Source organism: Pseudomonas fluorescens, from assembly GCF_018614775.1.
Classification (GTDB): Bacteria; Pseudomonadota; Gammaproteobacteria; order Pseudomonadales; family Pseudomonadaceae; genus Aquipseudomonas; species Aquipseudomonas fluorescens_BY.
Genome location: NZ_JAGGOF010000019.1, coordinates 1 through 26,618 on the forward strand (window position 1 = coordinate 1; position 26,618 = coordinate 26,618).

Here is a 26,618-nt window from a genome sequence, read left to right on the forward strand (position 1 = left end):
GCTCGCTCCCACAGGGGGGTGTGTTTTCAGTTGGATGCGTGGCGGTTGTTAGGGCGCTTTCGCGAGCAAGCCCGCTCCCACAAAGGGGAGCGGCGTGCTTGAGGGGTTTGGTTGCCCGTAAGAAGCTGGCTCAGTACCACCGCGCCTCGCCCGGCGGGCGTTTCTTGAAGCGTTTCATGCTCCACATGTATTGGCTCGGGTAGGCGCGCACGTAGCGTTCGACCACTTTGCTCATGGCGGCGCAGGCGGTTTCGGTGTCGGTGCTGTACATGGCGTCGGGGGCGGCTTCGAGGATGACTTTGTAGCCGGAGCCGTCCGGCAGGCGCAGGGCGTGGAGGAAGACGCCGACGGCTTTGCCGCCGGCGAGCATGTTCGGCACGAACTTGCTGGTCAGGGCCTGGGTGGCAAAAAAGGGCACGAAGATGCCGGCGGATTCGGCCGGTTCCGGGTCGGCGGGGATGCCCACCTGGCCGCCCTTGCGCACTTCCTTGATGACGCTGAGGATGCCTTCCTTGGTCGATGCGGCGACTTTGTTGCCCAGTTGCACGCGCTGTTTGCGCAGCAGTTCATCCACCGCCTTGAGCTTGGGCGGGCGGTAGAAAATGATCGGTTTGCACTGGCTGCAATAAAAATGGTTGAGCACTTCCCAGTTGCCCAGGTGGCTGGTGATGCCCACCACGCCTTTGCCGGACGCCAGGGCCTCTTTCAGTACATCCAGGCCTTCGACTTCGCGCACCAGGTCGATGGAGCGCTGGGCCGGCCAGATCCAGGCGCAGGCACTTTCGGTCAGGGATTTGCCGATGTCCTTGAGGCTCTGGCCCACCAGGCGTTCGCGCTCGGCCGGGTCCATCTCGGGGAAGCACTTGGCGAGGTTGATCCGCACCACGTCGCGGGAGCGGTTGGGCAGTTTCCACATCAGCCAGCCAATGGCCGCCCCCACCGCTTGTACCGCTCGCCAGGGCAGCAGCGCAAACAACCGCAGAGCGCCGACCAGCAAGGCGCCTTTCAACTTATCCACAGGTCACTCCTGAATGTATGGGCCGTGTTGCGAGCCGGCTATTCTAACCACCGTTTGCCAGCTCGGCGTAACGGTCGCAGTCCTGGGTGTGGTCCATGACCATCCCCGAGGCCTGCATCAGTGCGTAGCAAATGGTCGGGCCGACGAAGGTGAAGCCGGCCTTTTTCAGGCCTTTGCTCATCGCGAGGGCCTCGGGCGTGATGGCCGGCACTTCGGTGCGGTCCTTGAAATGGTTGATGATCGGCTTGTCGCCGACGAACGACCAGAGGAACGCCACCGGGTCTTCCAACGCCAGCCAGGCCTGGGCGTTGCGGCGGGCGGCCTTGAGTTTGAGGCGGTTGCGGATGATGCCGGGGTCTTGCATCAGGTCCTCGATTTCGGCGTCGCTCATCTGCGCCACCCGCTGTACGTCGAAGTTGTACAGCACCTCGCGGTAGTGCGCGCGCTTGCGCAGCACGGTGATCCAGGACAGTCCGGCCTGGAACCCTTCGAGCAAAAGCAACTCGAACAAACCCTGCGCATCGCGCAGCGGCGTCCCCCACTCCTGATCGTGATAGGCCATGTACAGCGGATCTTCGGAACACCAAAAGCAGCGTGGCATAAGGCTCCAGGGGGCGTGCGCAGGAACGAATCGGGTATACTCCCGCTCTTTAAATCGCAGCCCAAGAAACAGGTGAATTTCGTGAGCCAGCCTACGCCAGCCGTGCGTACCTTCCAAGACTTGATCCTCGCCCTCCAGCAATACTGGGCCGAGCAAGGTTGCGTGGTACTTCAGCCCTACGATATGGAAGTAGGCGCCGGCACTTTCCACACTGCCACGTTTCTGCGTGCCATCGGCCCGGAAACCTGGAACGCCGCCTACGTGCAGCCCAGCCGCCGCCCGACTGACGGCCGCTACGGCGAGAACCCGAACCGTCTGCAGCATTACTACCAGTTCCAGGTCGTCCTGAAGCCGAACCCGGAAAACTTCCAGGAACTGTACTTGGGCTCCCTCAAGCACGTGGGCCTCGACCCGCTGGTGCACGACATCCGTTTCGTCGAAGACAACTGGGAATCACCGACCCTCGGCGCCTGGGGCCTGGGCTGGGAAGTCTGGCTCAACGGCATGGAAGTGACTCAGTTCACCTACTTCCAGCAGGCGGGCGGCATCGAGTGTTACCCGGTGACCGGCGAAATCACCTATGGCCTTGAGCGCCTGGCCATGTACCTGCAAGGCGTGGATTCGGTCTACGACCTGGTGTGGGCCGACGGCCCGTTCGGCAAGGTGACCTATGGCGACGTGTTCCACCAGAACGAAGTGGAGCAATCGACCTACAACTTCGAACACGCCAACGTCGACAAGCTGTTCGAGCTGTTCGATTTCTATGAAAGCGAAGCCAAGCGCCTGATCGAGCTGGACCAGCCGCTGCCGTTGCCGAGCTATGAAATGGTGTTGAAGGCCTCCCATACCTTCAACCTGCTGGACGCACGCCGGGCGATTTCCGTGACCGCGCGCCAGCAATACATCCTGCGTGTGCGCACCCTGGCGCGTTCCGTTGCGCAAGCCTACCTGCTGGCCCGCGCCAAGCTGGGCTTCCCGATGGCGACCCCGGACCTGCGTGATGAAGTGTTGGCTAAGCTGGAGGCTGCACAATGAGTGCGCAAGATTTCCTGGTTGAACTGGGCACCGAAGAACTGCCACCCAAAGCCCTGAACACCCTGGCCGACGCGTTCCTGGCCGGTATCGACAAAGGCCTGCAAGCCGCTGGCCTGAGCTACGAAGCCAAACAGGTCTACGCCGCGCCGCGTCGCCTGGCCGTGCTGATCACGGCGCTGGCGACCCAACAGCCGGACCGCAGCATCAACCTCGATGGCCCGCCACGCCAGGCCGCCTTCGATGCCGACGGAAATCCGACCCAGGCCGCCCTGGGCTTCGCCAAGAAGTGCGGCGTAGAGCTGAGCGAAATCGACCAGAGCGGCCCGAAGCTGCGCTATAGCCAGAGCATCAAGGGCAAGCCGACCGCCAGCCTGTTGCCGACCATCGTCGAAGACTCCCTCAATGACTTGCCGATTCCCAAGCGCATGCGCTGGGCCGCGCGCAAGGAAGAGTTCGTGCGCCCGACCCAATGGCTGGTGATGCTGCTCGGTGACCAGGTCATCGATTGCACAATCCTGGCCCAGAAGGCCGGTCGCGATTCACGCGGTCATCGCTTCCATCATCCAGAAAGCGTGCGCATCACCTCGCCGGCCAACTACCTGGCCGACCTGCGTGCCGCCTACGTGCTGGCCGATGCCAACGAGCGTCGCGAACTGATCAGCAAGCGCACTGAAGAGCTGGCCACCCGCCAGGAAGGCACCGCCATCGTGCCGCCAAACCTGCTGGACGAAGTGACCGCCCTGGTGGAATGGCCGGTGCCGCTGGTGTGCTCGTTCGAGGAACGTTTCCTTGAAGTGCCCCAGGAAGCGCTGATCACCACCATGCAGGACAACCAGAAGTACTTCTGCCTGCTGGACGCCGAAGGCAAGTTGCTGCCGCGCTTCATCACGGTCGCCAACATCGAGAGCAAGGACCCGCAGCAGATCATCGCCGGTAACGAAAAAGTCGTTCGCCCGCGCCTGACCGACGCCGAGTTCTTCTTCAAGCAAGACAAGAAACAGCCGCTGGAAAGCTTCAACGAGCGCCTGAAGAACGTGGTGTTCCAGGAAAAACTCGGCAGCGTCTACGACAAGGCCGAACGCGTGTCCAAGCTGGCGGCGTACATTGCCCCACGCATCGGCGGCGACGCCCAGCGCGCGGCCCGTGCCGGCCTGCTGTCCAAGTGCGACCTGTCCACCGAGATGGTCGGTGAGTTCCCGGAGATGCAAGGCGTCGCCGGTTACTACTACGCCCTCAACGACGGCGAGCCGCAAGACGTGGCCCTGGCGCTGAACGAGCAGTACATGCCGCGCGGTGCCGGTGCGGAACTGCCGACCACCCTGACCGGTGCGGCCGTGGCGATCGCCGACAAGCTCGACACCCTGGTTGGCATCTTCGGCATCGGCATGTTGCCCACCGGCAGCAAAGACCCGTATGCCCTGCGTCGCGCGGCGCTGGGTGTGTTGCGGATCCTGATCGACAAGCAGCTGGACCTGGACCTGAACGATGCGGTGGCCTTCGCCGTCAACGCATTCGGCAGCAAGGTCAAGGCACCAGACCTGGCCGACGCGGTGCTGGAATTCATCTTCGACCGCCTGCGTGCGCGTTATGAAGACGAAGGTGTCGACGTCGCGACCTACCTGTCGGTGCGTGCCCTGAAGCCAGGTTCTGCCCTGGACTTCGACCAGCGCGTGCAAGCGGTGCAGGCGTTCCGCAAGTTGCCGGAAGCGGCGGCACTGGCTGCTGTGAACAAGCGTGTGTCGAACCTGTTGAGCAAGGCCGAAGGCAACATCGCGACCACCGTCGAAGCCAAGTATTTCGACAACGCCAACGAGTTCTCCCTGTATTCGGCGATCCAGCAGGCGGACCAGGCGGTCCAGCCGATGGCGGTAGCGCGTCAGTACAGCGCAACCCTGGCGCGCCTGGCGGCACTGCGCGAACCGGTGGATGCGTTTTTCGAGGCGGTGATGGTCAATGCCGAAGACGCCAATGTGCGGGCCAATCGTTACGCGCTGCTGGCGCGTCTACGTGGCCTGTTCCTCGGCGTCGCCGACATTTCGCTGCTGGGGTAGGCCTTGAAACTGCTGATTCTCGATCGGGACGGGGTGATCAATCACGACTCCGACGCTTACATCAAATCGGTGGAGGAGTGGTTGCCGCTCCCCGGTTCGATCGAAGCCATCGCGCAGTTGAGCAAGGCCGGCTGGACGGTGGCAATCGCCACCAACCAGTCGGGCATTGCTCGCGGTTATTACGACCTGGCCACGCTGGAGGCCATGCATGAGCGCTTGCGCGCCCTGGTGGCGGAGCAGGGTGGTGAAGTCGGGTTGATCGTTTATTGCCCTCATGGGCCGGACGAAGGGTGCGATTGCCGCAAGCCCAAGCCGGGCCTGTTGAAAACCATTGCCGCGCATTACGACGTGGCGCTGGCCGGGGTGTGGTTTGTCGGCGACAGTCTCAGTGACCTGGAGGCCGCCAAGGCCGTCGATTGTCAGCCAGTTTTGGTAAAGACCGGGAAAGGCGAGAAGACTCTGGGCAAGACTCTACCGGTGGGCACCTTGATCTTTGACGACCTGGCGGCGATTGCCGCTGAACTTATCCACAATTAGAGCTCCCACGACGTCCTGACAAGGAGTGTTCGGGAAGCGCTTGAACAGGCGGGCATTGCCCGCAACGGTAAACGCCGCTATGTCGATATTGCAGGCCATCAGAACCTTTCTCTTTTACCTGCTGCTGGGCACCAGCTCGTTGCTGTGGTGTTCCCTGAGTTTCTTTATCGCGCCTTTTCTGCCGTTCAAGGCGCGCTACCGTTTTATCAATGTGTACTGGTGCCGTTGCGCACTGTGGCTGAGCAAGGTGTTCCTGGGCATTCACTATGAAGTGAAGGGCGCCGAGAACGTGCCGGACCGGCCCTGTGTGATTCAGTCCAACCACCAGAGCACCTGGGAGACGTTCTTCCTGTCGGCCTACTTCGAGCCGCTGAGCCAGGTGCTCAAGCGTGAATTGCTGTTCGTGCCGTTTTTCGGCTGGGCAATGGCGATGCTGCGACCGATCGCCATCGATCGCGACAACCCCAAGTTGGCACTCAAGCAAGTGGCAAAGAAAGGCGACGAGTTACTCAAGGACAACGTCTGGGTGCTGATCTTTCCTGAAGGCACCCGAGTTCCTTATGGGACGGTCGGCAAGTTTTCCCGCAGCGGTTCGGCATTGGCGGTGAACGCTAACCTGCCTGTGCTGCCGATTGCACACAATGCCGGTAAATTCTGGCCCAAGGCAGGTTGGTTCCGCACCCCAGGTGTCATCACCGTGGTCATCGGTGAGCCGATGTACGCCGAAGGCACTGGGCCTCGCGCCGTTGCTGAGTTGAACGACCGGGTTCAGACCTGGAACGAACAGACGCAAAGGGAAATGGGCTCGCTGCCTCCCACCCCCGCAGCACCGGCGGCTACGGATCAGGTTGCTGTCTGACATCTGTGGATAAGCTGTGTACCGTTTTCTGTAATCCGCCGATTTTATGGTTTAAGTCTATGTTTTTAATACATATTTCATAAACACATAAAACCGGCGGAAAGGTGCATAAGTTTTTATAGCGCTCGGAAAAGTCGCAGCCCTCGGCAGCGATTTGATCGTTCCCACGCTCCCGCGTGGGAACGATCAATCAGCCGTGGGTGTGAACCAGGCTTCCTGCTTTCCCGACCCGACGGCGCTGCACCAGCACCCCGGAAGCCACCACCAGCAAGCTGAGCAGCCCGGTGGCGAGGATTTCCACGCGGTGGGCTTCCTGGAACAGCATGATGGTCAGCGAGCCGACGATGAACACGATCACCGCATAGGTCAGGCCAGGGAAGAGCCACATGCTGAAGGCAACTTTTTCACCGCGGGCCATGCGCTGTTTGCGCATGCGCAACTGCGAAATCGCGATGACCAGGTACACCAGCAGCGCAATGGCACCCGAACTTGCCAACAGGAACTCAAAGACAGCCGCCGGCGCCACGTAGTTGGCGAACACCGCCAGGAAGGCCGCCGCAGTGGACAACATCACGGCCCAGTAAGGCGTGCCGCTCTTGTTGGTACGCTTGGCAACGGCCGGAGCATCACCGCGCTTGCCCAGCGAGAACATCATTCGCGAAGCGGTATACAGCGCCGAGTTCAAGCAACTGGTCACCGCTACCAGGACGACGATATCGACAATGAGCTTGGCATTCGGGATGCCCATGCGTTCCAGCACCGTCTGGTAAGAACCCACGCTGGCCAATAGCGGATCATTCCACGGCACCAGCGCAACGACGATGAAGATCGACACCAGGTAGAACAAGCCTATCCGCCAGATCACCGAGTTGGTGGCCTTGGAGATCTGCTGCCCCGGGTTCTTCGATTCAGCGGCGGCGATGGTGACGATCTCGGTCCCCATGAACGAAAACATGGTGGTGAGGATCGCCCCCAGTACCGCGCCCATGCCGTTGGGCAGGAAGCCTTGGGTATCGAACAGGTGCGAAACACCGCTGACCTGACTGGTAGGCAACAACCCGAAAATCGCCAGGATGCCCAGGCCGACGAATCCGATGATCGCCACGACCTTGACCAAGGCGAACCAGAACTCGAACTCGCCGTAATTCTTCACGCTGAACAGGTTGGTGACCGTCAGCAGCAGGGTGATGACCAGGGTGAAGGCCCAGATCGCTATGTTCGGGAACCAGGCATGCAGAATGGTCGCCGCGGCGTTGGCCTCCAGTGGGATCACCAGGACCCAGAACCACCAGTAAAGCCAACCGATGGTGAAGCCGGCCCAATGGCCGATCGCGCGATCAGCGTAAGTCGAGAACGAACCGGTGTCCGGCGATGCGACGGCCATTTCCCCCAGCATACGCATTACCAACACCACCAAGGCACCGGCAGCAGCGTAGGCCAGCAACACGGCGGGGCCGGCCGCTGCAATAGCATGTCCGGAGCCGACGAATAGACCGGCGCCAATCACGCCGGCGATGGACAGCATCGTTACATGCCGTGGTTTGAGCCCTTGCTCCAGCGTATCGGAAGTTTGCGTACCGCTCATTGATACCACCTTTTAGATGTGTTCACCCAATCTCGTACCATCGTTCCTGTAAAAATAAAAAAACGATGTGTAAGTTATTAAAGACGCAAGAATTGCGCCAGCCTCGGTCAAATGCCCGTATGCCGGGGGCTTGGCCGCTTGCCAAGTCATTGAGTACTAAAGGTTTTGCTTCAAAGTGTTACTGGGTTACCCGACGTTGCCCACTCAGGGCGCTACCTTTGCCGCATAAAAAAGCCAACGCATGGCGTTGGCTTTTTATTTGGAGCGTGTGCTGCGGTTGGATCAGAAATCCAGGTTGGACACCGCCAACGCGTTGCTCTCGATGAAGTCACGGCGAGGTTCGACCGCATCACCCATCAGGGTGTTGAAGATCTGGTCCGCGCCAATGGCGTCTTCGATGGTCACCTTCAGCATGCGGCGCGAGCTCGGGTCCATGGTGGTTTCCCACAGCTGATCCGGGTTCATTTCACCCAGCCCTTTGTAGCGCTGGATGGTGTGGCGCTTGGTGCTTTCGGCCATCAGCCATTCAAGGGCTTCCTTGAACTCGGTCACGGCTTTCTTGCGCTCACCCCTTTGGATGTAGGCGCCATCGTCCAGCAGCGTGCTCAGTTGCGCGCCGAGGGAGACCACAGTCTTGTAGTCGTTACTGCCGAAGAAGTCGCGGTTGAAGGTGACGTAGTTCGACAGGCCGTGGGATATCAGTTCGACCTCCGGCAGCCAAACGTTGCGCTCACGGTCTTCACGCAGACTGGCTTTATAGACCAGGCCGGACTTCTCGACGGTGCGCAGGCGTACTTCGTACTGGGCCAGCCAATCCTGCATCGCGGCGTGATCGGACAATTGCTCCAGGCTGACGGCCGGCAGGTAGATGAAGTGCTCGGTCAGCTCCTGCGGGTACAGGCGCGACAGGCGCTTGAGCGTTTTCATCACCAGACGGAAGTCGTTGACCAGGCGTTCGAGGGCTTCGCCGGAGATCCCGGGGGCATCTTCGTTCAGGTGCAGGCTGGCGTCTTCCAGGGCCGACTGCGTCATGTACTCTTCCATGGCGTCGTCGTCTTTGATGTATTGCTCTTGCTTGCCTTTCTTGACCTTGTACAACGGTGGCTGGGCGATGTAGATGTAACCGCGCTCGATCAGCTCCGGCAGTTGACGGAAGAAGAACGTCAGCAGCAGGGTACGGATGTGCGAACCGTCGACGTCGGCGTCGGTCATGATGATGATGTTGTGATAACGCAGCTTGTCGATGTTGTACTCGTCGCGGCCAATGCCACAGCCCAGCGCGGTGATCAAGGTGCCGACTTCCTGGGAGGAAATCATCTTGTCGAAGCGCGCTTTCTCGACGTTCAGGATCTTGCCCTTGAGCGGCAGGATGGCCTGGGTGCGGCGGTTGCGACCCTGCTTGGCGGAACCGCCAGCAGAGTCACCTTCCACGAGGTACAGCTCGGACAGGGCAGGGTCCTTTTCCTGGCAGTCAGCCAGTTTGCCCGGCAGCCCGGCGATGTCCAGTGCGCCTTTGCGGCGGGTCATCTCGCGGGCCTTGCGTGCAGCTTCACGGGCGCGGGCGGCGTCGATCATCTTGCCGACCACCAGCTTGGCTTCGTTCGGGTTCTCCAGCAGGAAGTCGGAGAAGTATTTGCCCATTTCCTGCTCGACAGCGGTCTTCACTTCGGAAGAAACCAGCTTGTCCTTGGTCTGGGAGCTGAACTTCGGATCCGGCACTTTCACCGAAATGATCGCCGTGAGGCCTTCACGGGCATCATCACCGGTGGTGGCGACTTTGTGCTTCTTCGCCAGGCCTTCCTGCTCGATGTAGTTGTTCAGGTTACGCGTCAGCGCCGAACGGAAGCCCACCAGGTGGGTGCCGCCGTCGCGCTGGGGAATGTTATTGGTGAAGCACAACAGGTTCTCGTTGAAGCTGTCGTTCCACTGCAGGGCGATTTCCACACCGATGCCGTCTTCTCGCTGGATGTTGAAGTGGAACACCTGGTTGACCGCGGTCTTGTTGGTGTTCAGGTATTCAACGAACGCGCGCAAGCCACCTTCGTACTTGAACAGTTCCTCCTTGCCGCTGCGCTCATCCTTGAGGACGATGCCGACACCGGAGTTCAGGAAAGACAGTTCGCGAATCCGCTTGGCCAGGATGTCCCAGCTGAAGTGGATGTTCTTGAAGGTTTCGCTGGAAGCCTTGAAATGGATCTGGGTGCCAGTGGTTTCGCTGTCGCCAACGATCGCCATGGGGGCCTGTGGAACGCCGTGGATATAAGTCTGTTCCCAGATCTTGCCGCTGCGGCGAACGGTGAGCACCAATTGTTCGGACAGTGCGTTCACTACCGAGACACCTACGCCGTGGAGGCCGCCGGATACTTTGTAGGAGTTGTCGTCGAACTTACCGCCAGCATGGAGGACGGTCATGATGACCTCAGCGGCGGAAACGCCTTCCTCTTTGTGCACGTCGACCGGAATGCCGCGGCCGTTGTCGCGAACGGTGATGGACTCGTCCGGGTGGATAATGATGCTGATATCGTCACAATGGCCGGCGAGGGCTTCGTCGATGGAGTTGTCGACCACCTCGAACACCATGTGGTGCAAGCCGCTACCATCATCGGTGTCGCCAATGTACATGCCGGGACGTTTGCGTACGGCATCCAGGCCTTTCAGCACTTTAATGCTCGTTGAGTCGTACGTATGTTCTTCGCTCAATGCCTTCACTCCCGATGGTCGTGGGTCTGGGTGATACGGCCCTGTTCCACGTGGAACAGGGCGACTGGCGTTTCCGTTTGCCAGCCTTCCCTCAATAATTCGTGATCTACACAGGTGATGAATACCTGGCAGCGTAAGTCTTCCAGCAAGCGGCAGAGCGCGCGGCGGTGGGCTTCGTCCAGCTCGGACGGCAAGTCATCCACCAGATAAATACACTGACCGCGCCGGGCCTGGCTGACCAGATGCCCCTGGGCGATCCGCAAAGCACACACCACCAACTTCTGCTGACCCCGGGACAAGATGTCCGCGGCGTTATGTGCGCCCAATCGGAGACGCAAGTCAGCGCGTTGTGGCCCAGCCTGGGTATGGCCCATCTGCTGATCGCGCTGCAGCGAGCCAGCCAGCACAGCACTCAATTCCCGGTCCTTGTCCCAGCCTCGGTAATAGCTGAGCGTCAGGCCCTCAAGCTCAACCAGTTCGCTCAAGGTCTGCTCGAAGACCGGTTTCAAGGCTTTGATGTAAGCGCGGCGGTATTCATCGATTTCAGCGCTGGCCTGGCACAGTTCCCTGTCCCAAACCGCTTGCGAAACGGCGTCAAGTGTACCATGCCGAAGCCAAGAGTTTCGCTGGCGCAGCGCCTTCTGCAGGCGTTGCCAAGTGGTCATGAAGCGCGGTTCCACGTGGAACACGCCCCAATCGAGAAACTGCCGACGAATCTTCGGTGCCCCCTCCAGCAGCCGGAAGCTGTCCGGGTTTATCAGCTGCAACGGCAGTATCTCCGCCAGCTGCGCAGCGCTGCGCGCGTTCTGGCCGTCGATGCGGATCTGGAACTCGCCCTGTCGATCCCGGGAAATACCCAAGGCACTGTGACCGCCTTGCGCCAACTCCACCTGACCAAACACCGTGCATGCCAATTGATCGTACTGGATCACCGGCAACAGGCGGGTGCTGCGAAACGAACGGGCCAGGCCCAGCAGGTGGACGGCTTCCAGGACGCTGGTTTTGCCGCTGCCGTTGGCGCCGTAAAGGATATTGATTCGGGGGGAGGGGGAGAAGGTCACCGGGTGCAGATTGCGCACCGCGGTGACCGAGACGCGACTTAGAGACATCTAGCTTCTGCTGGGCATGATTACAGACGCATCGGCATGACAACGTAAGCCGAATCGTCGTTATCGGACTCCTGCACCAGCGCACTGCTGTTGGAGTCGGACAGGATCAGACGCACTTGCTCGGTGGTCATCACGCCCAGCACGTCGAGCAGGTAGCTGACGTTGAAGCCGATTTCCAGGGAGCCGCCGTTGTAGTTAACGCCCACTTCTTCTTCCGCTTCTTCCTGTTCCGGGTTGTTGGCCTGGATCTTCAGCTGACCATTAGCCAGTTGCAAGCGAATGCCACGGTACTTTTCGTTGGACAGGATCGCCGTGCGGCTGAAGGCTTCACGCAGCGCCTGGCGATCGCCCAGCACCAGCTTGTCGCCACCTTTAGGCAGCACCCGCTCGTAATCCGGGAACTTGCCGTCCACCAGCTTCGAGGTGAAGGTGAATTCACCGGTGGTGGCGCGAATGTGATGCTGGCCCAATACGATACTGACGTTGCCGTCCGGCTCGGTCAGCAAGCGCGCCAGCTCCAGGATACCTTTGCGCGGCACGATCACTTGATGGCGATCCGGCTGACCGATATCGGCCTGCATCGAACACATTGCCAGGCGATGCCCGTCGGTCGCAACGGCACGAATGACCCCGGCGGACACTTCCAGCAACATGCCGTTGAGGTAATAACGCACGTCCTGCTGGGCCATGGCGAAACTGGTGCGTTCGATCAGGCGACGCAGCTTGCTCTGATCGAGGCTGCAGGTCAGCGAACCCGGGCCTTCCTCAACCGTCGGGAAATCGTTGGCGGGCAGGGTCGACAAGGTGAAACGGCTGCGACCGGCCTTGACCACGAGCTTCTGCTCATCGACCTTGATGTCGATCAGCGCGTCGTTGGGCAGGCTTTTGCAGATGTCCATCAGCTTGCGCGCCGGCACCGTGATGGAACCCGGGTCGGCTGGCTCTTCAAGTTGCACGCGACCAACCAGCTCGACTTCCAGGTCGGTACCGGTCAGCGACAGCTGCTGGCCTTCGACAACCAACAGCACGTTGGAAAGGACCGGCAAGGTCTGACGGCGTTCGACGACGCCGGCGACCAGTTGCAGGGGTTTCAACAGGGCTTCGCGTTGAATGGTGAAATGCATGGTCTAGTCCCTTGCCTTAATTAGCTGCGCTGGTGGTCATCAAGTGGTCAGTGTACGCAGCAGGTTCTTGTAGTCCTCGCGGATGTCCGCGTCGGATTCCTTAAGTTCGTTGATCTTGCGGCAGGCGTGCAGCACGGTGGTGTGGTCACGCCCACCAAACACATCGCCGATTTCCGGCAGGCTGTGGTTGGTCAGTTCCTTGGACAAGGCCATGGCTACCTGACGCGGGCGCGCGACCGAACGCGAACGGCGCTTGGACAACAGGTCGGAAATCTTGATCTTGTAGTATTCAGCCACCGTGCGCTGAATGTTATCCACAGAGACCAGCTTGTCCTGGAGCGCCAGCAGGTCTTTCAAGGATTCGCGAATCAGCTCGATGGTGATGTCGCGGCCCATGAAGTGCGAATGAGCGATCACCCGCTTGAGGGCACCTTCGAGCTCTCGCACGTTCGAGCGAATGCGCTGGGCAATGAAGAACGCGGCGTCATGAGGCAGCTCGACCTTGGCCTGGTCAGCCTTCTTCATCAAAATCGCGACCCGGGTTTCCAGCTCTGGCGGCTCGACAGCCACCGTCAGGCCCCAGCCGAAACGGGATTTCAGGCGCTCTTCCAGGCCCTCGATTTCTTTCGGATAACGGTCACTGGTGAGAATGACCTGCTGCCCACCTTCAAGCAACGCGTTGAAGGTGTGGAAAAACTCTTCCTGGGAACGCTCCTTGCGGGCGAAGAACTGGATGTCGTCGATCAGCAAGGCGTCCACCGAACGGTAGAACCGCTTGAACTCGTTGATCGCGTTCAATTGCAACGCCTTGACCATGTCGGCCACGAAACGCTCGGAATGCAGGTAAACGACCTTGGCATTCGGGTTCTTCTTCAACAGATGGTTGCCCACCGCGTGCATCAAGTGGGTTTTACCCAGGCCCACGCCACCATAAAGGAACAGCGGGTTATAGCCGTGCTTGGGGTTATCCGCCACTTGCCAGGCGGCGGCCCTGGCCAACTGGTTGGATTTACCTTCGACGAAGTTTTCGAAGGTAAAGGTCCGGTTCAGGTAGCTGGTGTGCTTGAGCGCACCTTCGACCTGGACGTTGCGCTGTTCGGCACGCACCGGAGCCTGCTGCGAGCTCGCGCCTGCCATGGGATCGAAACTGTCCCGGGACGGCTCTTCGCTGACTTCCGCCGTTTTCTGCGTACTGCGTTTGCTCGGGGCAGGTGCGGGAGCAGGGGCGGTGTTAACCGGCGCAGCGGCTGCCTGGGCCTGGGAGGCGGCTGCGGCCAGCGGCGCATTGGGCGCCGCGCGCGGTGCCGAACTGCGTTTGCTGCCTATTAATAAGGACAGCGCAGGCGCCGTGCCATTGCCATGCTCGTCGAGCAGTTCCAGGACGCGACCCAGGTACTTTTCGTTGACCCAGTCGAGAACGAAACGGTTGGGCGCATAGACACGCAACTCGTCGCCTTCGGCTTCGACCTGTAGTGGACGGATCCAAGTGTTGAATTGTTGGGCAGGCAGCTCATCGCGCAAAAGCTCCACGCACTGCTGCCAAAGTTCCACTGACACGGACATCCCCTAAGTTGAAAGCCGGTGAGGCAAAAACAAGCGGCCATTGTAGCGACCAGACGCCCACTTATCCACATGCAGGTTGCCGATCGCCCATGATTATCAATGCCTTAACAAAGAGAAAGGCGACAGACGGTCAGTGGATAAGCTCTGTGGATAACCGGGTCTGAGGTCATTGCATAAGTGGGGGTTGAACCCGGTGGATAACCGGCCTGTGGATAACTGCCCGTTCCACACACAGCTTATCCGAGGGCGCAGCACAGCCTGAACACCGTTTTCCACTGTAGTTGTCATCCTCTGTACATGACGGATTATAAGGCCTGGGGGTGGTTATCCACAGAAAAGTGGCTGCCTAGCTTCTATAAGCTTTACAGAAAAGCTTTAAATAATTCCCTTCTTTATTTCTATATCTAGTGCCGTGTGATGAATCCGCCAGGAAGGCTGCGCATCTATTTAAAGGAAACGCTGGTTGGAAATTGACCTAGAGGCTTGCTTTCTCTAGAATCCCCGGTCTCTTAAAACGGGGGCCATTCCGGCCCGTTGTGGACGAACCAGGTAACACGACATGAAACGTACTTTCCAACCAAGCACTATCAAACGCGCTCGTACCCACGGTTTCCGTGCTCGCATGGCTACCAAGAACGGTCGTGCCGTCCTGTCGCGTCGTCGCGCCAAAGGTCGTGCGCGTCTGGCAGTTTGATAATCCGGCACTGGAGGTGAGTCAGGACTTCAGTCGGGAAAAGCGTCTGCTTACTCCCCGGCATTTCAAGGCAGTCTTTGACTCCCCTACCGGCAAGGTTCCGGGGAAAAATCTCCTGCTCCTTGCGCGTGGCAACGATCTCGATCACCCCCGACTCGGGCTGGTTATCGGGAAAAAGAGCGTCAAGCTCTCCGTTCAGCGCAATCGCCTCAAACGTCTGATGCGCGAATCGTTTCGCCTGAACCAGGATTCACTGGTCGGATGGGACATCGTTATCGTCGCGCGCAAAGGTTTGGGTGACGTAGAAAACCCCGAATTGATTCAGCATTTCGGCAAGCTCTGGAAGCGTCTGGCACGTAACAAGCCGGTACCAGCAGTCAACACCGAAACTGTAGGGGTAGACAGTCCAGATGCGTAAACTGGCACTCGTTCCGATCCAGTTTTACCGCTACGCCATTAGTCCCTTGATGGCCAGTCACTGTCGTTTCTACCCCAGTTGTTCCTGCTACGCGTATGAAGCCATAGAAAATCATGGCCTTCTGCGCGGTGGCTGGCTGACCTTTCGTCGTTTAGGTCGCTGTCATCCGTGGAATCCCGGCGGCTATGACCCGGTTCCGCCTATCCCTACCTCCCGTTCTTCTTCGATGGCCGAGTAATCATGGATATCAAACGCACGATCCTGATCGTCGCCCTGGCAATCGTGTCCTACGTCATGGTCCTTAAATGGAACCAGGACTATGGCCAGGCTGCCCTGCCGACTCAGAATGTTGCAGCCAGCAATACCGCACCGAGCCTGCCGGATGCCCCTGTTGGCAACACTGCTGCCAGCAATGACGACATCCCCCGCGCGGCAAGCGATACCAGCGCTCCTGCAGAAGCCCCAGTGGCGGTCAGCAAGGATCTGATTCAGATCAAGACGGACGTGCTCGAGCTGGCAATCGATCCACAAGGTGGTGACATCGCCCAGCTGAAGCTGCCGCTGTATCCCCGTCGCCAGGATCATCCGGAAATTCCGTTCCAGTTGTTCGACAACGGCAACGAGCGGACCTACCTGGCCCAGAGTGGCCTGATCGGCACCAACGGCCCGGACGCAAGCCCGGCCGGTCGTCCGACCTACTCTGCCGAGAAGAAGACTTATCAACTGGCTGATGGTCAGGATCAACTGGTCGTTGACCTGAAGTTCAGCAAGGATGGCGTCAACTACATCAAGCGTTTCACCTTGAAACGTGGCCTGTATGACGTGACTGTGTCCTATCTGATCGACAACCAGAGCGCCCAGCCCTGGTCCGGTGCGATGTTCGCGCAATTGAAGCGCGACGCCAGCTCCGATCCTTCCTCCAGCACCGCCACTGGCACCGCGACTTACCTGGGCGCCGCCCTGTGGACAAGTTCGGAGCCGTACAAGAAAGTGTCCATGAAGGACATGGACAAGGCACAGCTCAAGGAAACCGTCCAAGGTGGCTGGGTTGCCTGGCTGCAACACTACTTTGTGACTGCCTGGATCCCGCAGAAAGGCGAAAGCAACGTCGTCCAGACACGCAAGGACAGCAAAGGCAACTACATCATCGGTTACACCGGCCCGGCGTTGACCGCTGCGCCCGGTGCAAAAGCCGAAACCAGCGCCATTCTGTATGCCGGCCCGAAAAGCCAGGCGGTGCTGAAGCAGTTGTCCCCCGGTCTGGAATTGACCGTCGACTATGGCTTCCTGTGGTTCATCGCCCAGCCGATCTTCTGGCTGCTGCAACATATCCACAGCATTGTCGGTAACTGGGGCTGGTCGATCATCTTCCTGACCATGCTGATCAAGGGGCTTTTCTTCCCGTTGTCGGCTGCCAGCTACAAATCCATGGCGCGCATGCGTGCAGTGGCACCGAAACTGGCTGCCCTGAAAGAACAACATGGCGATGATCGGCAGAAAATGTCCCAGGCCATGATGGAGCTGTACAAGAAGGAGAAGATCAACCCGCTGGGTGGTTGCTTGCCGATTCTTGTGCAGATGCCTGTGTTCCTGTCGCTGTACTGGGTGTTGCTGGAAAGCGTGGAAATGCGCCAGGCGCCATTCATGCTGTGGATTACCGACCTGTCGATCAAGGACCCGTTCTTCATCCTGCCGATCATCATGGGTGCGACCATGTTCATCCAGCAGCAGTTGAACCCGACACCGCCGGATCCGATGCAGGCGAAGGTCATGAAAATGATGCCGATCATCTTCACCTTCTTCTTCCTGTGGTTCCCGGCGGGTCTTGTGCTGTACTGGGTTGTGAACAACGTGTTGTCCATCACTCAGCAGTGGTACATCACACGTAAGATCGAAGCGGCGACGAAAAAAGCCGAGGCGTAACTTGCTCTGTGGATAACCACACAAAACGCCCCCTAGTGGGGCGTTTTGCTATCTGCCACTTTTGTCTGGATACCGGTTTATGAGCGCACCGCGTGAAACCATCGCCGCCGTTGCCACCGCCCAAGGTCGTGGCGGGGTCGGCATCGTCCGTATCTCGGGGCCGTTGGCCAGCACTGCGGCCAAAGCTATCAGCGGTCGCGAGCTCAAACCGCGGTTTGCTCACTACGGCCCGTTCTTCAGTGACGATCAGCAAGTGCTGGACGAGGGCCTTGCCCTGTATTTCCCCGGACCGAATTCGTTTACCGGCGAAGACGTGCTGGAACTGCAAGGCCACGGCGGCCCCGTCGTCCTGGATATGCTGCTCAAGCGTTGCCTGGAACTGGGTTGCCGCCTGGCCCGGCCGGGAGAGTTCAGCGAGCGCGCGTTCCTCAACGACAAACTCGACCTTGCCCAGGCCGAGGCCATTGCCGATCTGATCGAAGCCAGCTCGGCCCAGGCCGCGCGCAACGCGTTGCGTTCGTTGCAAGGTGCTTTTTCACAGCGTGTGCATAACCTGACCGAGCAATTGATCGGCCTGCGCATCTACGTCGAGGCGGCGATCGACTTCCCGGAAGAAGAAATCGATTTCCTTGCCGATGGCCATGTGCTGACCATGCTGGACAAGGTTCGCGATGAGTTATCCACAGTACTGCGCGAAGCGGGGCAGGGTGCCTTGCTGCGTGACGGTATGACCGTGGTGATTGCTGGACGGCCAAACGCTGGTAAATCCAGCCTCCTGAACGCCCTGGCCGGTCGTGAGGCCGCCATTGTCACGGAGATCGCCGGCACCACCCGGGATATCTTGCGTGAACATATCCACATCGACGGAATGCCACTGCACGTGGTGGACACTGCGGGGCTGCGAGACACCGACGACCAGGTTGAGAAAATCGGCGTTGAGCGGGCACTCAAAGCCATCAGCGAAGCGGACAGGGTGTTGCTGGTCGTGGACGCCACGTCGCCGGAAGCCGACGACCCATTCGCCTTGTGGCCGGAATTCCTCGAAGTCCGACCGGATCCGGCAAAAGTCACCTTGATTCGCAACAAGGCCGACCTCACCGGGGAAGCGATTGCCCTTGAAGTCAGTGACGATGGGCATGTGACCATCAGCCTGAGCGCGAAGTCGGCTGGCGAAGGCCTCGAATTGTTGCGCGAGCATCTCAAGGCTTGCATGGGCTATGAGCAGACCTCGGAAAGCAGCTTCAGCGCCCGACGCCGGCATTTGGAGGCGTTGCGTCATGCCAGTGCCGCTCTGGAACATGGCCGTGCTCAACTGACATTGGCCGGTGCCGGCGAACTGCTCGCCGAAGATCTGCGTCAGGCCCAGCATTCGCTGGGTGAAATCACCGGGGCGTTCAGTTCCGATGACTTGCTGGGACGGATCTTCTCCAGCTTCTGCATCGGCAAATGAACGGAGGCTGTGGACAATTTATCCACAGCCTGGCTTTTTTAGTTACCAGTTGTATGAAACCGTGCCGAGCAGCGTACGGTCTTCACCCCAGTAGCAGCGCCCCGCATCGTTGCAACCCGAAACATACTCCTTGTCGAACAGGTTCTTCGCGTTCAAGTCGACACTCCAATGCGTATCGATCTGGTAGCCGACGGCGGCGTCCACCAGCGTAACATCGCCGGCATCGAGCTTTCCGTACAGGGTGGGCGCGGTGTAGGCGTATGCGCTGTCGAAATAGCGCACGCCGCCCGCCACGTACAACCCTTTCAAGTTACTTTCCAGAAAGCGATATTTGGCCCAGAAAGAGGCCTGGTTTCGCGGTACGCCGGTCATCTGGTGGCCTTTTACCAGGGATGTCGGCGCATCCTCGGTCACCCGCGCATCGGTATAAGTGTAGGAGGCCGTGACATTCAGGGCTGGGGTCAGGTTGCTATTGAGCTCCAGCTCCACGCCCTTGGCACGGCTCTCACCCACCTGACGATAAGTCGACGTGGTAGCGTCGAAGTAAGTGTCGTCTTTTTTGCGCAAATCGTAGACGGACGCAGTGAAGGCAGTATCCCAGCCAATGGGCTCGTATTTGAGGCCGACTTCATACTGGCTGCTGGTGATCGGTTCAAGCGGCGTGCCGGCATTGGAAATCTGCTGCACCGGTACGAAGGCCGTCGAGTAACTGACGTAAGGCGTCATGCCGTTGTCGAACTGGTACATCAAGCCACCCTGATAGGTGAACTTCTTGTCCTTCGAGCTGATGTTTCCCGCGCTGGCGACCTTGTCGCGGAAATCGCTGTCGACCCAATCCTGGCGCCCACCAAGTAGAAACAGCCAGCGGTCGTATTTGCTCTGCAACTGGGTATAAACCCCTTTCATCTGTTGTTCGAGCAAGGTGTTTTGCACCGCGATCGGCGTCTTCGGATCGCCCAGGTACACCGGGTTGTAGATATCCACAGGCCCGACGACGCCGGCATTCCAATCCTGATTGAACGACGTCCGATCATAGCTGGCACCGAACAGCAGGGTATTTTCCAGACCCCCCGTGCTGAACTTACCCTCCAACTGGTTATCCAGGGAGTACACCATCGATTTGTTGAAACGGTCATAGGCCGTGACGTTCACGCGGCGGCCAAAGCCGCCGTTGTTCAAACTGCCGGGCCAGGTTTCGTGGCGGGTGATGCGTGATTGCAGGTAGCGCGAGTTCTGCCGGAACTGCCAATCGTCATTGAAGCGGTGGCTGTATTCATAACCGGTGCTCCAGGTTTCCCGCTCGAAGGTGTTCCAGTCCGGATCGCCAAGCATGGTGTCCTTGGGCAACTGACCGTTCGGGTTGCTGAGCAGCGTACCGGCGGCTGGTAACCCCAACTCCATGTTGGTGTGATCTTTCTGATAGTTGGCCAGCAGGGTGAGCGTGTTGAAGTCATCGAAATTCAGAGTCAGGGAGGGCGCTATGTAGAGACGGTCATCTGGAACGTGGTCGGTCTGGGTATCCGCGTTACGGCCCAACATTACGATCCGGCCGAGGATATTGTCGTTCTCGGCGAGCGGTCCGGAGACGTCCACGCCAACCTGACGCCGGTTGTGGGATCCATAGCCCAGCTGGACTTCGCCCTGTGGCGTGGCGGTCGGCCGCTTGCTGACAAGATTGACCAGGCCACCCGGCGCATTCTCTCCATAAAGCAGCGAAGACGGCCCGCGGAATACCTCGACTCGCTCCAATCCGTATGGCTCCGAGCTGGTGTCGTAGCGGTTGCCCTGGACCCTGAGGCCATCGCGGAGCAAGCCATAGCCATAATCCGTGGCGTTGAAGCCGCGTATATAGAACAGGTCCCCAGCCAAGCTGTCGCCAGCGGCGAAAGGCGGGGCGAAGATGCCAGGAACATAACCCAGGACATCGGTCAGGGTCTGTGACTTCTGGTCTTTCATACGCTGGCCGGTAACCACCGACACCGAGCGCGGCGTTTCTGACAACGGCGTGCTGGTTTTCGTACCGATCCGGCTGTTTTGTGCCCTGTAGCCCACATCGGTGGCGTAATCCAGGTCCATCGGGTTGGCCGCCGTCGCGCTGATACTGGTGGCTGCCAGTTCGATTGTCTGGCCCGTCGGCAAGGCGTACAGCGTGTAACTGCCGGGCGCCTGCGCCATGGCCTGGAGCCCTGAACCTTGCAACAGCTGGGCGAATCCCTGTTCAACGGAATAGTCACCGGTCAACCCGGGGCTCTGCATCTGACCGGTCTGCTGTGGAGAGAACGAGAGGATGACATTGGCTTTCGCGGCGAACTGGTTCAGAACGGTGTCCAGTGAACCGGCGGCAATAGCGTAGTGCTGCGTGGCGGTATTGGCGAAAGCGCCAGGGGCCACCAGCACGCCGCCTGCGGTGCTGGTTATCAACAGGCCATAAGCGATGCAGTGCTGAGAAAAACGCTGACGAAACGTGGAGAGGCGCATGGTGGGTAAGCCCTGGAGGTTGGCAAAGAGCCGCGTTATCGCGATTACCTGAAGGGCCGTATCAGCACGGAAAAAGATAACCCCCGTCACCCATTTATTTGCGGGTGCCGGGATGTCCTCATCCCATTCGCCTGATCGACACCCAGTATTGGCTGAAATATCGAACCTGAATGGGCAACGACGCCTGCAGGTTAGCCAGCACGGCATCCGTGGAGTCCAGGCGAAACGTACCGGAGACCCGCAAGTGCCGGGCCCGTTCCTGACATTGCAGGACACCGGGTCGATAACGACCCAGCTCTTCAATGACGTCCCCCAGGGGCGTGTCGAGAACGATCATCTGGCCGTCCACCCACGCCGCTTGCGCGGAACGATAGGATTGGATGGCCCCCAGGCCCTGACTGTTGAAGTCGGCTTGCTCGCCGGCCTCAAGGGTAGCGGTGTCGTTCGGGCCCCCTCCCGGCGCAATGCTGACCCGGTCTTGCAGCACGCCCACACGCGTCGAGTCCGACAACCGGCGTACCGTGAATCGCGTCCCCAGCGCCTGAATACGGCCATCCTCGGTCTCGACAAAAAAAGGCCGTGTGTCTTTGAGTTTGCCGGTCTGCACCAGGATTTCCCCGCTGAACAACCGAATCAGCCGCTGGTGAGTGTCGAACGAAATATCTATGACTGTTTCGGTGTTGAGATGAATACGGCTACCGTCCGCCAGGTCAAGGGCACGACGCTGCCCCACTGCGGTTTTGTAATCGGCCCAGACCGAGGCCAGCGTCCTGTGGTCTCGCAGGTTCCACCCGACAGAACCCGTGGCGGCCAACAACAACAGCAGCTTGAGTACCTGGCGCCGGTGTTGTCCGGTATTCAATGCACGCCGTGAAACGTCCTGGGGCAACGCACCGAGATGGCGCTGCAGTTGCTCGATCTGGTGCCACGCATCTTGGTGGGCTGGATCGCTGTCGAGCCAGCCCTGCCAAGCCAGGCGTTCGGTGTGCGAAGGGGGACTGTCCTGAAACTGCACGTACCAACTGGCGGCCGCTTCGAAGATCTTGCGATCCGGCAGGGCAGGCATCAGCGTTCGGCCATGATCAATGCGCACTCGGTGAGTGCGCGCACCATGTGCTTTTTCACGGTGGTCAGGGAAACCTTCAATTGCCCGGCAATCTGTTGATAAGTCAGCCCGCCGATTTGCGACAGCATGAAGATGCGCCGGGTACGGGTTCCCAACCCCGCCAAGGCTTTATCCACAGAGACCAGCGTCTCGATGATCAATGCCTTGTCTTCTTCACTGATCGCGGTGGGCTCGGGTCGCGCTGAAAGAGACTCCAGATAGGCGGCTTCAATAGCCTGCCTTCTATAACGATCAATGACCAGGCCTCTTGCGACCGTGGCGAGGTAATCCCGTGGCTCGCGAATCTGCATGGCATTGCGTGCCCCAAGAATCCGCACAAACGTGTCATGGGCAACGTCCGCAGCATCGCAAGCGTTCTGCAACTTGCCCCTGAGCCACCCGTACAGCCACGAATGGTGTTGCTCATAAATTCGCTCGATCGCAGCAGTATGAGAAGACAAAGGCATAGTCCGGGCGCGCTAATGATAATAGCTATTATTAGCTTCTGTTACGTCTTCTCACAATAGCCCCGGGGCTCCCATCAACAAGCTTTTCAGTTTTAGCTTGACGCAACGTGCTTGAGGGGCGCGCAAGCACGATTAAGCCCTGTGAATAACTGCCCCTGAGCCAGGTTGATAAGCCCCCTCAAAAACTGAAGATAACCGTCTCTGTGGATAACACGCCTATTCATCCACAGGCTTACACCGCTTATCCAAGCCCCTCATTGCCACATGACCACAGGGTTTTGAAACGCTGTACATAGCGTAAATGAAGGCCTGTATGGTTTTATCCACAGATAATCAGCTCAGTAAGAATAAACATAAAAACAAAGGTTTTATAAATTTCTTTCTTTTTTATTTCTTTAACCGCGAGTTCTCCACAGCTGGTTAAATTTTGTGCAAAGGGTTCTTTAGGAAGGGCGAAGTCCCTATACTTGCCGACCTGGCTCAAAACGCCCGATGGCCAGAGTCAAAACCTATTTCCGAATTACCTGAATTAAGCAGGCACGAGGTGCGTGGTGGATTTCCCTTCCCGTTTTGAAGTGATCGTCATCGGCGGCGGTCATGCCGGTACCGAGGCAGCACTTGCATCAGCACGCATGGAAGCCAAAACCCTGTTGCTGACGCATAACGTGGAAACCCTCGGCGCCATGAGCTGCAACCCCGCCATTGGTGGGATCGGTAAAAGCCACCTGGTCAAGGAAATCGACGCCCTTGGCGGCGCCATGGCGATTGCCACGGATAAAGGCGGTATTCAGTTTCGCGTGTTGAACAGCCGCAAAGGCCCGGCCGTACGCGCCACTCGCGCCCAGGCCGACCGGGTCCTGTACAAGGCCGCTGTCCGCGAAATCCTGGAGAACCAGCCGAACCTGTGGATATTTCAACAGGCTGCCGATGACCTGATCGTCGAGCAGGACCAGGTCCGCGGCGTGATTACGCAAATGGGCCTGCGGTTCTTCGCCGATTCGGTTGTGTTGGCCACCGGGACCTTCCTCGGCGGACTTATCCACATCGGTATGCAGAACTATTCCGGTGGCCGCGCTGGCGATCCGCCTTCCATTGCGTTGGCCCAGCGCCTGCGTGAGTTACCACTGCGTGTTGGCCGCCTGAAAACCGGTACCCCGCCGCGTATCGATGGCCGGTCGGTGGATTTTTCGGTCATGACCGAGCAACCGGGCGACACGCCGATCCCGGTGATGTCGTTCATGGGGTCGAAAGAGCAGCATCCGCAGCAGGTGAGCTGCTGGATCACCCACACCAATGCCCGTACTCACGAAATCATTGCTGCCAACCTGGATCGTTCGCCGATGTATTCCGGCGTGATCGAGGGCATCGGCCCGCGTTATTGCCCGTCGATCGAAGACAAGATTCATCGCTTTGCCGACAAGGAAAGCCATCAGGTCTTCATCGAGCCCGAAGGCCTGACCACGCACGAGCTGTACCCGAACGGAATCTCCACATCCCTGCCGTTCGATGTGCAACTGCAGATCGTCCAATCGATTCGCGGGATGGAAAACGCCCACATCGTTCGCCCCGGTTACGCCATCGAGTACGATTACTTCGACCCGCGTGACCTGAAGTACAGCCTGGAAACCAAAGTCATTGGCGGCCTGTTCTTTGCCGGTCAGATCAACGGCACCACCGGTTATGAAGAGGCTGGTGCCCAAGGTTTGTTGGCCGGTGCAAATGCTGCGCTGCGTGCCCAAGGCAAGGACAGCTGGTGTCCACGTCGCGATGAGGCGTACATCGGCGTGCTGGTGGACGACCTGATTACCCTGGGTACCCAGGAACCGTACCGGATGTTCACGTCCCGCGCCGAATATCGGCTGATCCTGCGTGAAGACAACGCCGACCTGCGCCTGACCGAGAAAGGCCGTGAGCTGGGGCTGGTGGATGACGTGCGTTGGGCCGCGTTCTGCAAGAAACGCGAGAGTATCGAACTGGAAGAGCAGCGCCTGAAAAGCACCTGGGTTCGTCCCGGTACGGAACAGGGCGATGCCATTGCCGCGAAATTCGGTACGCCGCTGACCCACGAATACAATTTGCTCAACCTGTTGAGCCGTCCGGAGATCGACTATGCCGGGCTGGTGGAAGTGACCGGCCAAGGCGCAGAAGATCCACAGGTGGCCGAACAGGTCGAGATCAAGACCAAATACGCCGGGTACATCGATCGCCAGCAGGATGAAATCGCCCGTCTGCGCGCCAGCGAAGACACGAAACTGCCTGTGGATATCGACTACACCGGGATTTCCGGGTTGTCGAAGGAAATCCAGAGCAAGCTTGGCGCTACGCGTCCGGAGACCCTGGGCCAGGCCTCGCGCATCCCCGGCGTGACGCCTGCGGCCATTTCCCTGTTGATGATTCATTTGAAAAAACGCGGCGCGGGCCGCCAGTTGGAGCAAAGCGCTTGAGTTCGATGGTCACCTCGCAACACGCCGAAGAGTTATCCACAGGTGCCCGGCAACTTGGCGTCAGCCTGACCGAAGCCCAGCACGCGCAGTTGCTGGGTTACCTGGCGTTGCTGATCAAGTGGAACAAGGCCTACAACCTGACCGCGGTGCGCGATCCGGATGAAATGGTCTCGCGCCATCTGCTCGACAGCCTCAGCGTCATGTCCTTCATCGAAGACGGTCGCTGGCTGGATGTGGGCAGCGGTGGCGGCATGCCGGGGATCCCGCTGTCGATCCTGTTTCCCGGCTCGCAAGTGACCTGCCTGGACAGCAACGGCAAGAAGACCCGCTTCCTGACCCAGGTCAAACTCGAACTCAAACTGGACAACCTGCAAGTTATCCACAGTCGCGTCGAAGCGTTCCAGCCAGCCGAGCCTTTCAACGGGATTATTTCCCGGGCGTTCAGCAGCATGGAGAATTTCAGCAACTGGACTCGCCACTTGGGCGATGCCAACACGCGCTGGCTGGCAATGAAGGGCGTTCATCCGGCCGATGAGCTGGTAGCATTGCCAGCAGACTTCCACCTCGATAGCGAACACGCCTTGGCCGTACCTGGTTGCCAAGGCCAACGCCATCTGCTGATACTGCGCCGCACGGCATGATTGGGAACACAAGCAAGAATGGCTAAGGTATTCGCGATAGCGAACCAGAAGGGTGGTGTGGGCAAGACCACCACCTGCATCAACCTCGCAGCATCCCTGGTCGCGACCAAGCGCCGGGTGCTGTTGATCGATCTCGATCCACAGGGCAACGCCACCATGGGTAGCGGTGTGGATAAACATGGCCTGGAAAACTCCATCTACGACGTGCTGATCGGCGAATGCGATCTCGGCCAGGCCATGCACTTTTCCGAACACGGCGGTTACCAACTGCTGCCGGCCAACCGTGACCTGACCGCGGCCGAAGTGGTCCTGCTGGAAATGCAGATGAAAGAGAGCCGTCTGCGCAGCGCCCTGGCGCCGATCCGGGAGAATTACGACTACATCCTGATCGACTGCCCGCCGTCGCTGTCGATGCTGACGCTCAATGCCCTGGTGGCCGCCGATGGCGTGATCATCCCGATGCAGTGCGAGTATTTCGCCCTGGAAGGGTTGAGCGACCTTGTGGATAACATCAAGCGCATCGCCGAGCTGCTGAACCCGGAGCTGAAGGTCGAAGGCTTGCTGCGGACCATGTACGACCCGCGTCTTAGCCTGATGAACGACGTCTCGGCCCAGCTCAAGGAACACTTCGGCGAGCAGCTCTACGACACCGTCATTCCGCGTAACATCCGCCTGGCCGAAGCGCCGAGCTACGGCATGCCAGCATTGGCCTACGACAAACAATCCCGTGGTGCGCTGGCCTACCTGGCCCTGGCAGGCGAGATGGTTCGCCGTCAGCGTCGTAACCCCCGCACCGCTGCTGCCCAGCCAACTTAA

22 protein-coding genes are annotated in these 26,618 nt (G+C 59.3%); 12 read left to right on the plus strand and 10 right to left on the minus strand.

The window, feature by feature from the left end; translation table 11 throughout:
* Positions 1–130: 130 nt before the first annotated feature.
* Both J7E36_RS05165 and J7E36_RS05170 read right to left on the minus strand, forming a co-directional pair.
* Positions 131–1,018, minus strand: a complete 888-nt coding sequence (locus tag J7E36_RS05165; protein WP_215000542.1) for a lysophospholipid acyltransferase — start codon at positions 1,016–1,018, stop codon at positions 131–133.
* A gap of 43 nt (positions 1,019–1,061) precedes the next feature.
* Positions 1,062–1,619 carry a DNA-3-methyladenine glycosylase I gene (locus J7E36_RS05170; RefSeq protein WP_215000544.1) on the minus strand — a complete coding sequence of 186 codons (558 nt, stop codon included), beginning with the start codon at positions 1,617–1,619 and terminating at the stop codon, positions 1,062–1,064.
* 81 nt (positions 1,620–1,700) lie between these two features.
* Here J7E36_RS05170 and glyQ point away from each other — a divergent pair, with 81 nt between their 5' ends.
* The 4 genes from glyQ to J7E36_RS05190 all read left to right on the plus strand — a co-directional run bounded on the left by glyQ (position 1,701) and on the right by J7E36_RS05190 (position 6,101).
* Positions 1,701–2,654: a glycine--tRNA ligase subunit alpha gene (glyQ, locus tag J7E36_RS05175; RefSeq protein WP_022641565.1), complete on the plus strand. Its 954-nt coding sequence runs from the start codon at positions 1,701–1,703 to the stop codon at positions 2,652–2,654.
* Entirely contained in the window at positions 2,651–4,705 is a 2,055-nt protein-coding gene (gene glyS / locus J7E36_RS05180; RefSeq protein WP_215000546.1) for a glycine--tRNA ligase subunit beta, read from the plus strand. The genes glyQ and glyS overlap by 4 nt, the downstream gene beginning before the upstream one ends.
* 3 nt (positions 4,706–4,708) lie before the next feature.
* Complete coding sequence (gene gmhB, locus J7E36_RS05185; protein ID WP_215000548.1) at positions 4,709–5,242, plus strand: D-glycero-beta-D-manno-heptose 1,7-bisphosphate 7-phosphatase; 534 nt, start codon at positions 4,709–4,711, stop codon at positions 5,240–5,242.
* 79 nt (positions 5,243–5,321) lie between these two features.
* Positions 5,322–6,101 carry a lysophospholipid acyltransferase family protein gene (locus J7E36_RS05190; protein ID WP_215000550.1) on the plus strand — a complete coding sequence of 260 codons (780 nt, stop codon included), beginning with the start codon at positions 5,322–5,324 and terminating at the stop codon, positions 6,099–6,101.
* A 190-nt stretch (positions 6,102–6,291) separates the two neighbouring features.
* On the opposite strand, the gene gabP is transcribed toward J7E36_RS05190, so the two are convergent.
* The 5 genes from gabP to dnaA form a co-directional block, all read right to left on the minus strand.
* Positions 6,292–7,686 (minus strand): GABA permease, encoded by a 1,395-nt coding sequence (gene gabP / locus J7E36_RS05195; RefSeq protein WP_215000552.1) that lies wholly within the window; start codon positions 7,684–7,686, stop codon positions 6,292–6,294.
* A 282-nt stretch (positions 7,687–7,968) separates the two neighbouring features.
* Positions 7,969–10,386 (minus strand): DNA topoisomerase (ATP-hydrolyzing) subunit B, encoded by a 2,418-nt coding sequence (gyrB, locus tag J7E36_RS05200; RefSeq protein WP_215000554.1) that lies wholly within the window; start codon positions 10,384–10,386, stop codon positions 7,969–7,971.
* A gap of 5 nt (positions 10,387–10,391) precedes the next feature.
* Positions 10,392–11,495 carry a DNA replication/repair protein RecF gene (gene recF / locus J7E36_RS05205; RefSeq protein WP_215000556.1) on the minus strand — a complete coding sequence of 368 codons (1,104 nt, stop codon included), beginning with the start codon at positions 11,493–11,495 and terminating at the stop codon, positions 10,392–10,394.
* Positions 11,496–11,515: 20 nt separating this feature from the next.
* Entirely contained in the window at positions 11,516–12,619 is a 1,104-nt protein-coding gene (gene dnaN, locus J7E36_RS05210) for a DNA polymerase III subunit beta (protein ID WP_215000558.1), read from the minus strand.
* Positions 12,620–12,658: 39 nt separating this feature from the next.
* The gene (gene dnaA, locus J7E36_RS05215) at positions 12,659–14,176 is read right to left on the minus strand and encodes a chromosomal replication initiator protein DnaA (protein ID WP_215000560.1); all 1,518 of its coding nucleotides are present in this window, start codon (positions 14,174–14,176) and stop codon (positions 12,659–12,661) included.
* Positions 14,177–14,741: 565 nt separating this feature from the next.
* On the opposite strand from dnaA, the gene rpmH reads away from it, so the two are divergent.
* The 5 genes from rpmH to mnmE all read left to right on the plus strand — a co-directional run bounded on the left by rpmH (position 14,742) and on the right by mnmE (position 18,667).
* Complete coding sequence (rpmH, locus tag J7E36_RS05220) at positions 14,742–14,876, plus strand: 50S ribosomal protein L34 (protein ID WP_003213577.1); 135 nt, start codon at positions 14,742–14,744, stop codon at positions 14,874–14,876.
* Between the two features lie 16 nt (positions 14,877–14,892).
* Positions 14,893–15,294, plus strand: a complete 402-nt coding sequence (gene rnpA / locus J7E36_RS05225) for a ribonuclease P protein component (protein WP_215000712.1) — start codon at positions 14,893–14,895, stop codon at positions 15,292–15,294.
* On the plus strand, positions 15,287–15,532 hold the full coding sequence (gene yidD, locus J7E36_RS05230; protein ID WP_010465488.1) for a membrane protein insertion efficiency factor YidD: 246 nt from the start codon (positions 15,287–15,289) through the stop codon (positions 15,530–15,532). The genes rnpA and yidD overlap by 8 nt, the downstream gene beginning before the upstream one ends.
* A 2-nt stretch (positions 15,533–15,534) precedes the next feature.
* Entirely contained in the window at positions 15,535–17,217 is a 1,683-nt protein-coding gene (gene yidC / locus J7E36_RS05235; protein WP_215000563.1) for a membrane protein insertase YidC, read from the plus strand.
* A gap of 79 nt (positions 17,218–17,296) precedes the next feature.
* On the plus strand, positions 17,297–18,667 hold the full coding sequence (mnmE, locus tag J7E36_RS05240; RefSeq protein ID WP_215000565.1) for a tRNA uridine-5-carboxymethylaminomethyl(34) synthesis GTPase MnmE: 1,371 nt from the start codon (positions 17,297–17,299) through the stop codon (positions 18,665–18,667).
* Between the two features lie 42 nt (positions 18,668–18,709).
* On the opposite strand, the gene J7E36_RS05245 is transcribed toward mnmE, so the two are convergent.
* From J7E36_RS05245 to J7E36_RS05255, 3 genes are all read right to left on the minus strand, one after another.
* The gene (locus tag J7E36_RS05245) at positions 18,710–21,145 is read right to left on the minus strand and encodes a TonB-dependent siderophore receptor (RefSeq protein WP_215000714.1); all 2,436 of its coding nucleotides are present in this window, start codon (positions 21,143–21,145) and stop codon (positions 18,710–18,712) included.
* Positions 21,146–21,263: 118 nt separating this feature from the next.
* Positions 21,264–22,211, minus strand: a complete 948-nt coding sequence (locus J7E36_RS05250; RefSeq protein ID WP_215000567.1) for a FecR domain-containing protein — start codon at positions 22,209–22,211, stop codon at positions 21,264–21,266.
* Entirely contained in the window at positions 22,211–22,717 is a 507-nt protein-coding gene (locus J7E36_RS05255; RefSeq protein ID WP_215000569.1) for a sigma-70 family RNA polymerase sigma factor, read from the minus strand. The genes J7E36_RS05250 and J7E36_RS05255 overlap by 1 nt, the downstream gene beginning before the upstream one ends.
* A 551-nt stretch (positions 22,718–23,268) precedes the next feature.
* On the opposite strand from J7E36_RS05255, the gene mnmG reads away from it, so the two are divergent.
* The 3 genes from mnmG to J7E36_RS05270 are packed head-to-tail and all read left to right on the plus strand — an operon-like array spanning position 23,269 to position 26,618.
* Positions 23,269–25,161, plus strand: coding sequence for a tRNA uridine-5-carboxymethylaminomethyl(34) synthesis enzyme MnmG (mnmG, locus tag J7E36_RS05260; RefSeq protein ID WP_215000571.1), 1,893 nt, complete (start codon positions 23,269–23,271; stop codon positions 25,159–25,161).
* A 5-nt stretch (positions 25,162–25,166) separates the two neighbouring features.
* Positions 25,167–25,802, plus strand: coding sequence for a 16S rRNA (guanine(527)-N(7))-methyltransferase RsmG (gene rsmG / locus J7E36_RS05265; protein WP_215000715.1), 636 nt, complete (start codon positions 25,167–25,169; stop codon positions 25,800–25,802).
* A gap of 18 nt (positions 25,803–25,820) precedes the next feature.
* Positions 25,821–26,618, plus strand: a complete 798-nt coding sequence (locus tag J7E36_RS05270; protein ID WP_003187199.1) for a ParA family protein — start codon at positions 25,821–25,823, stop codon at positions 26,616–26,618.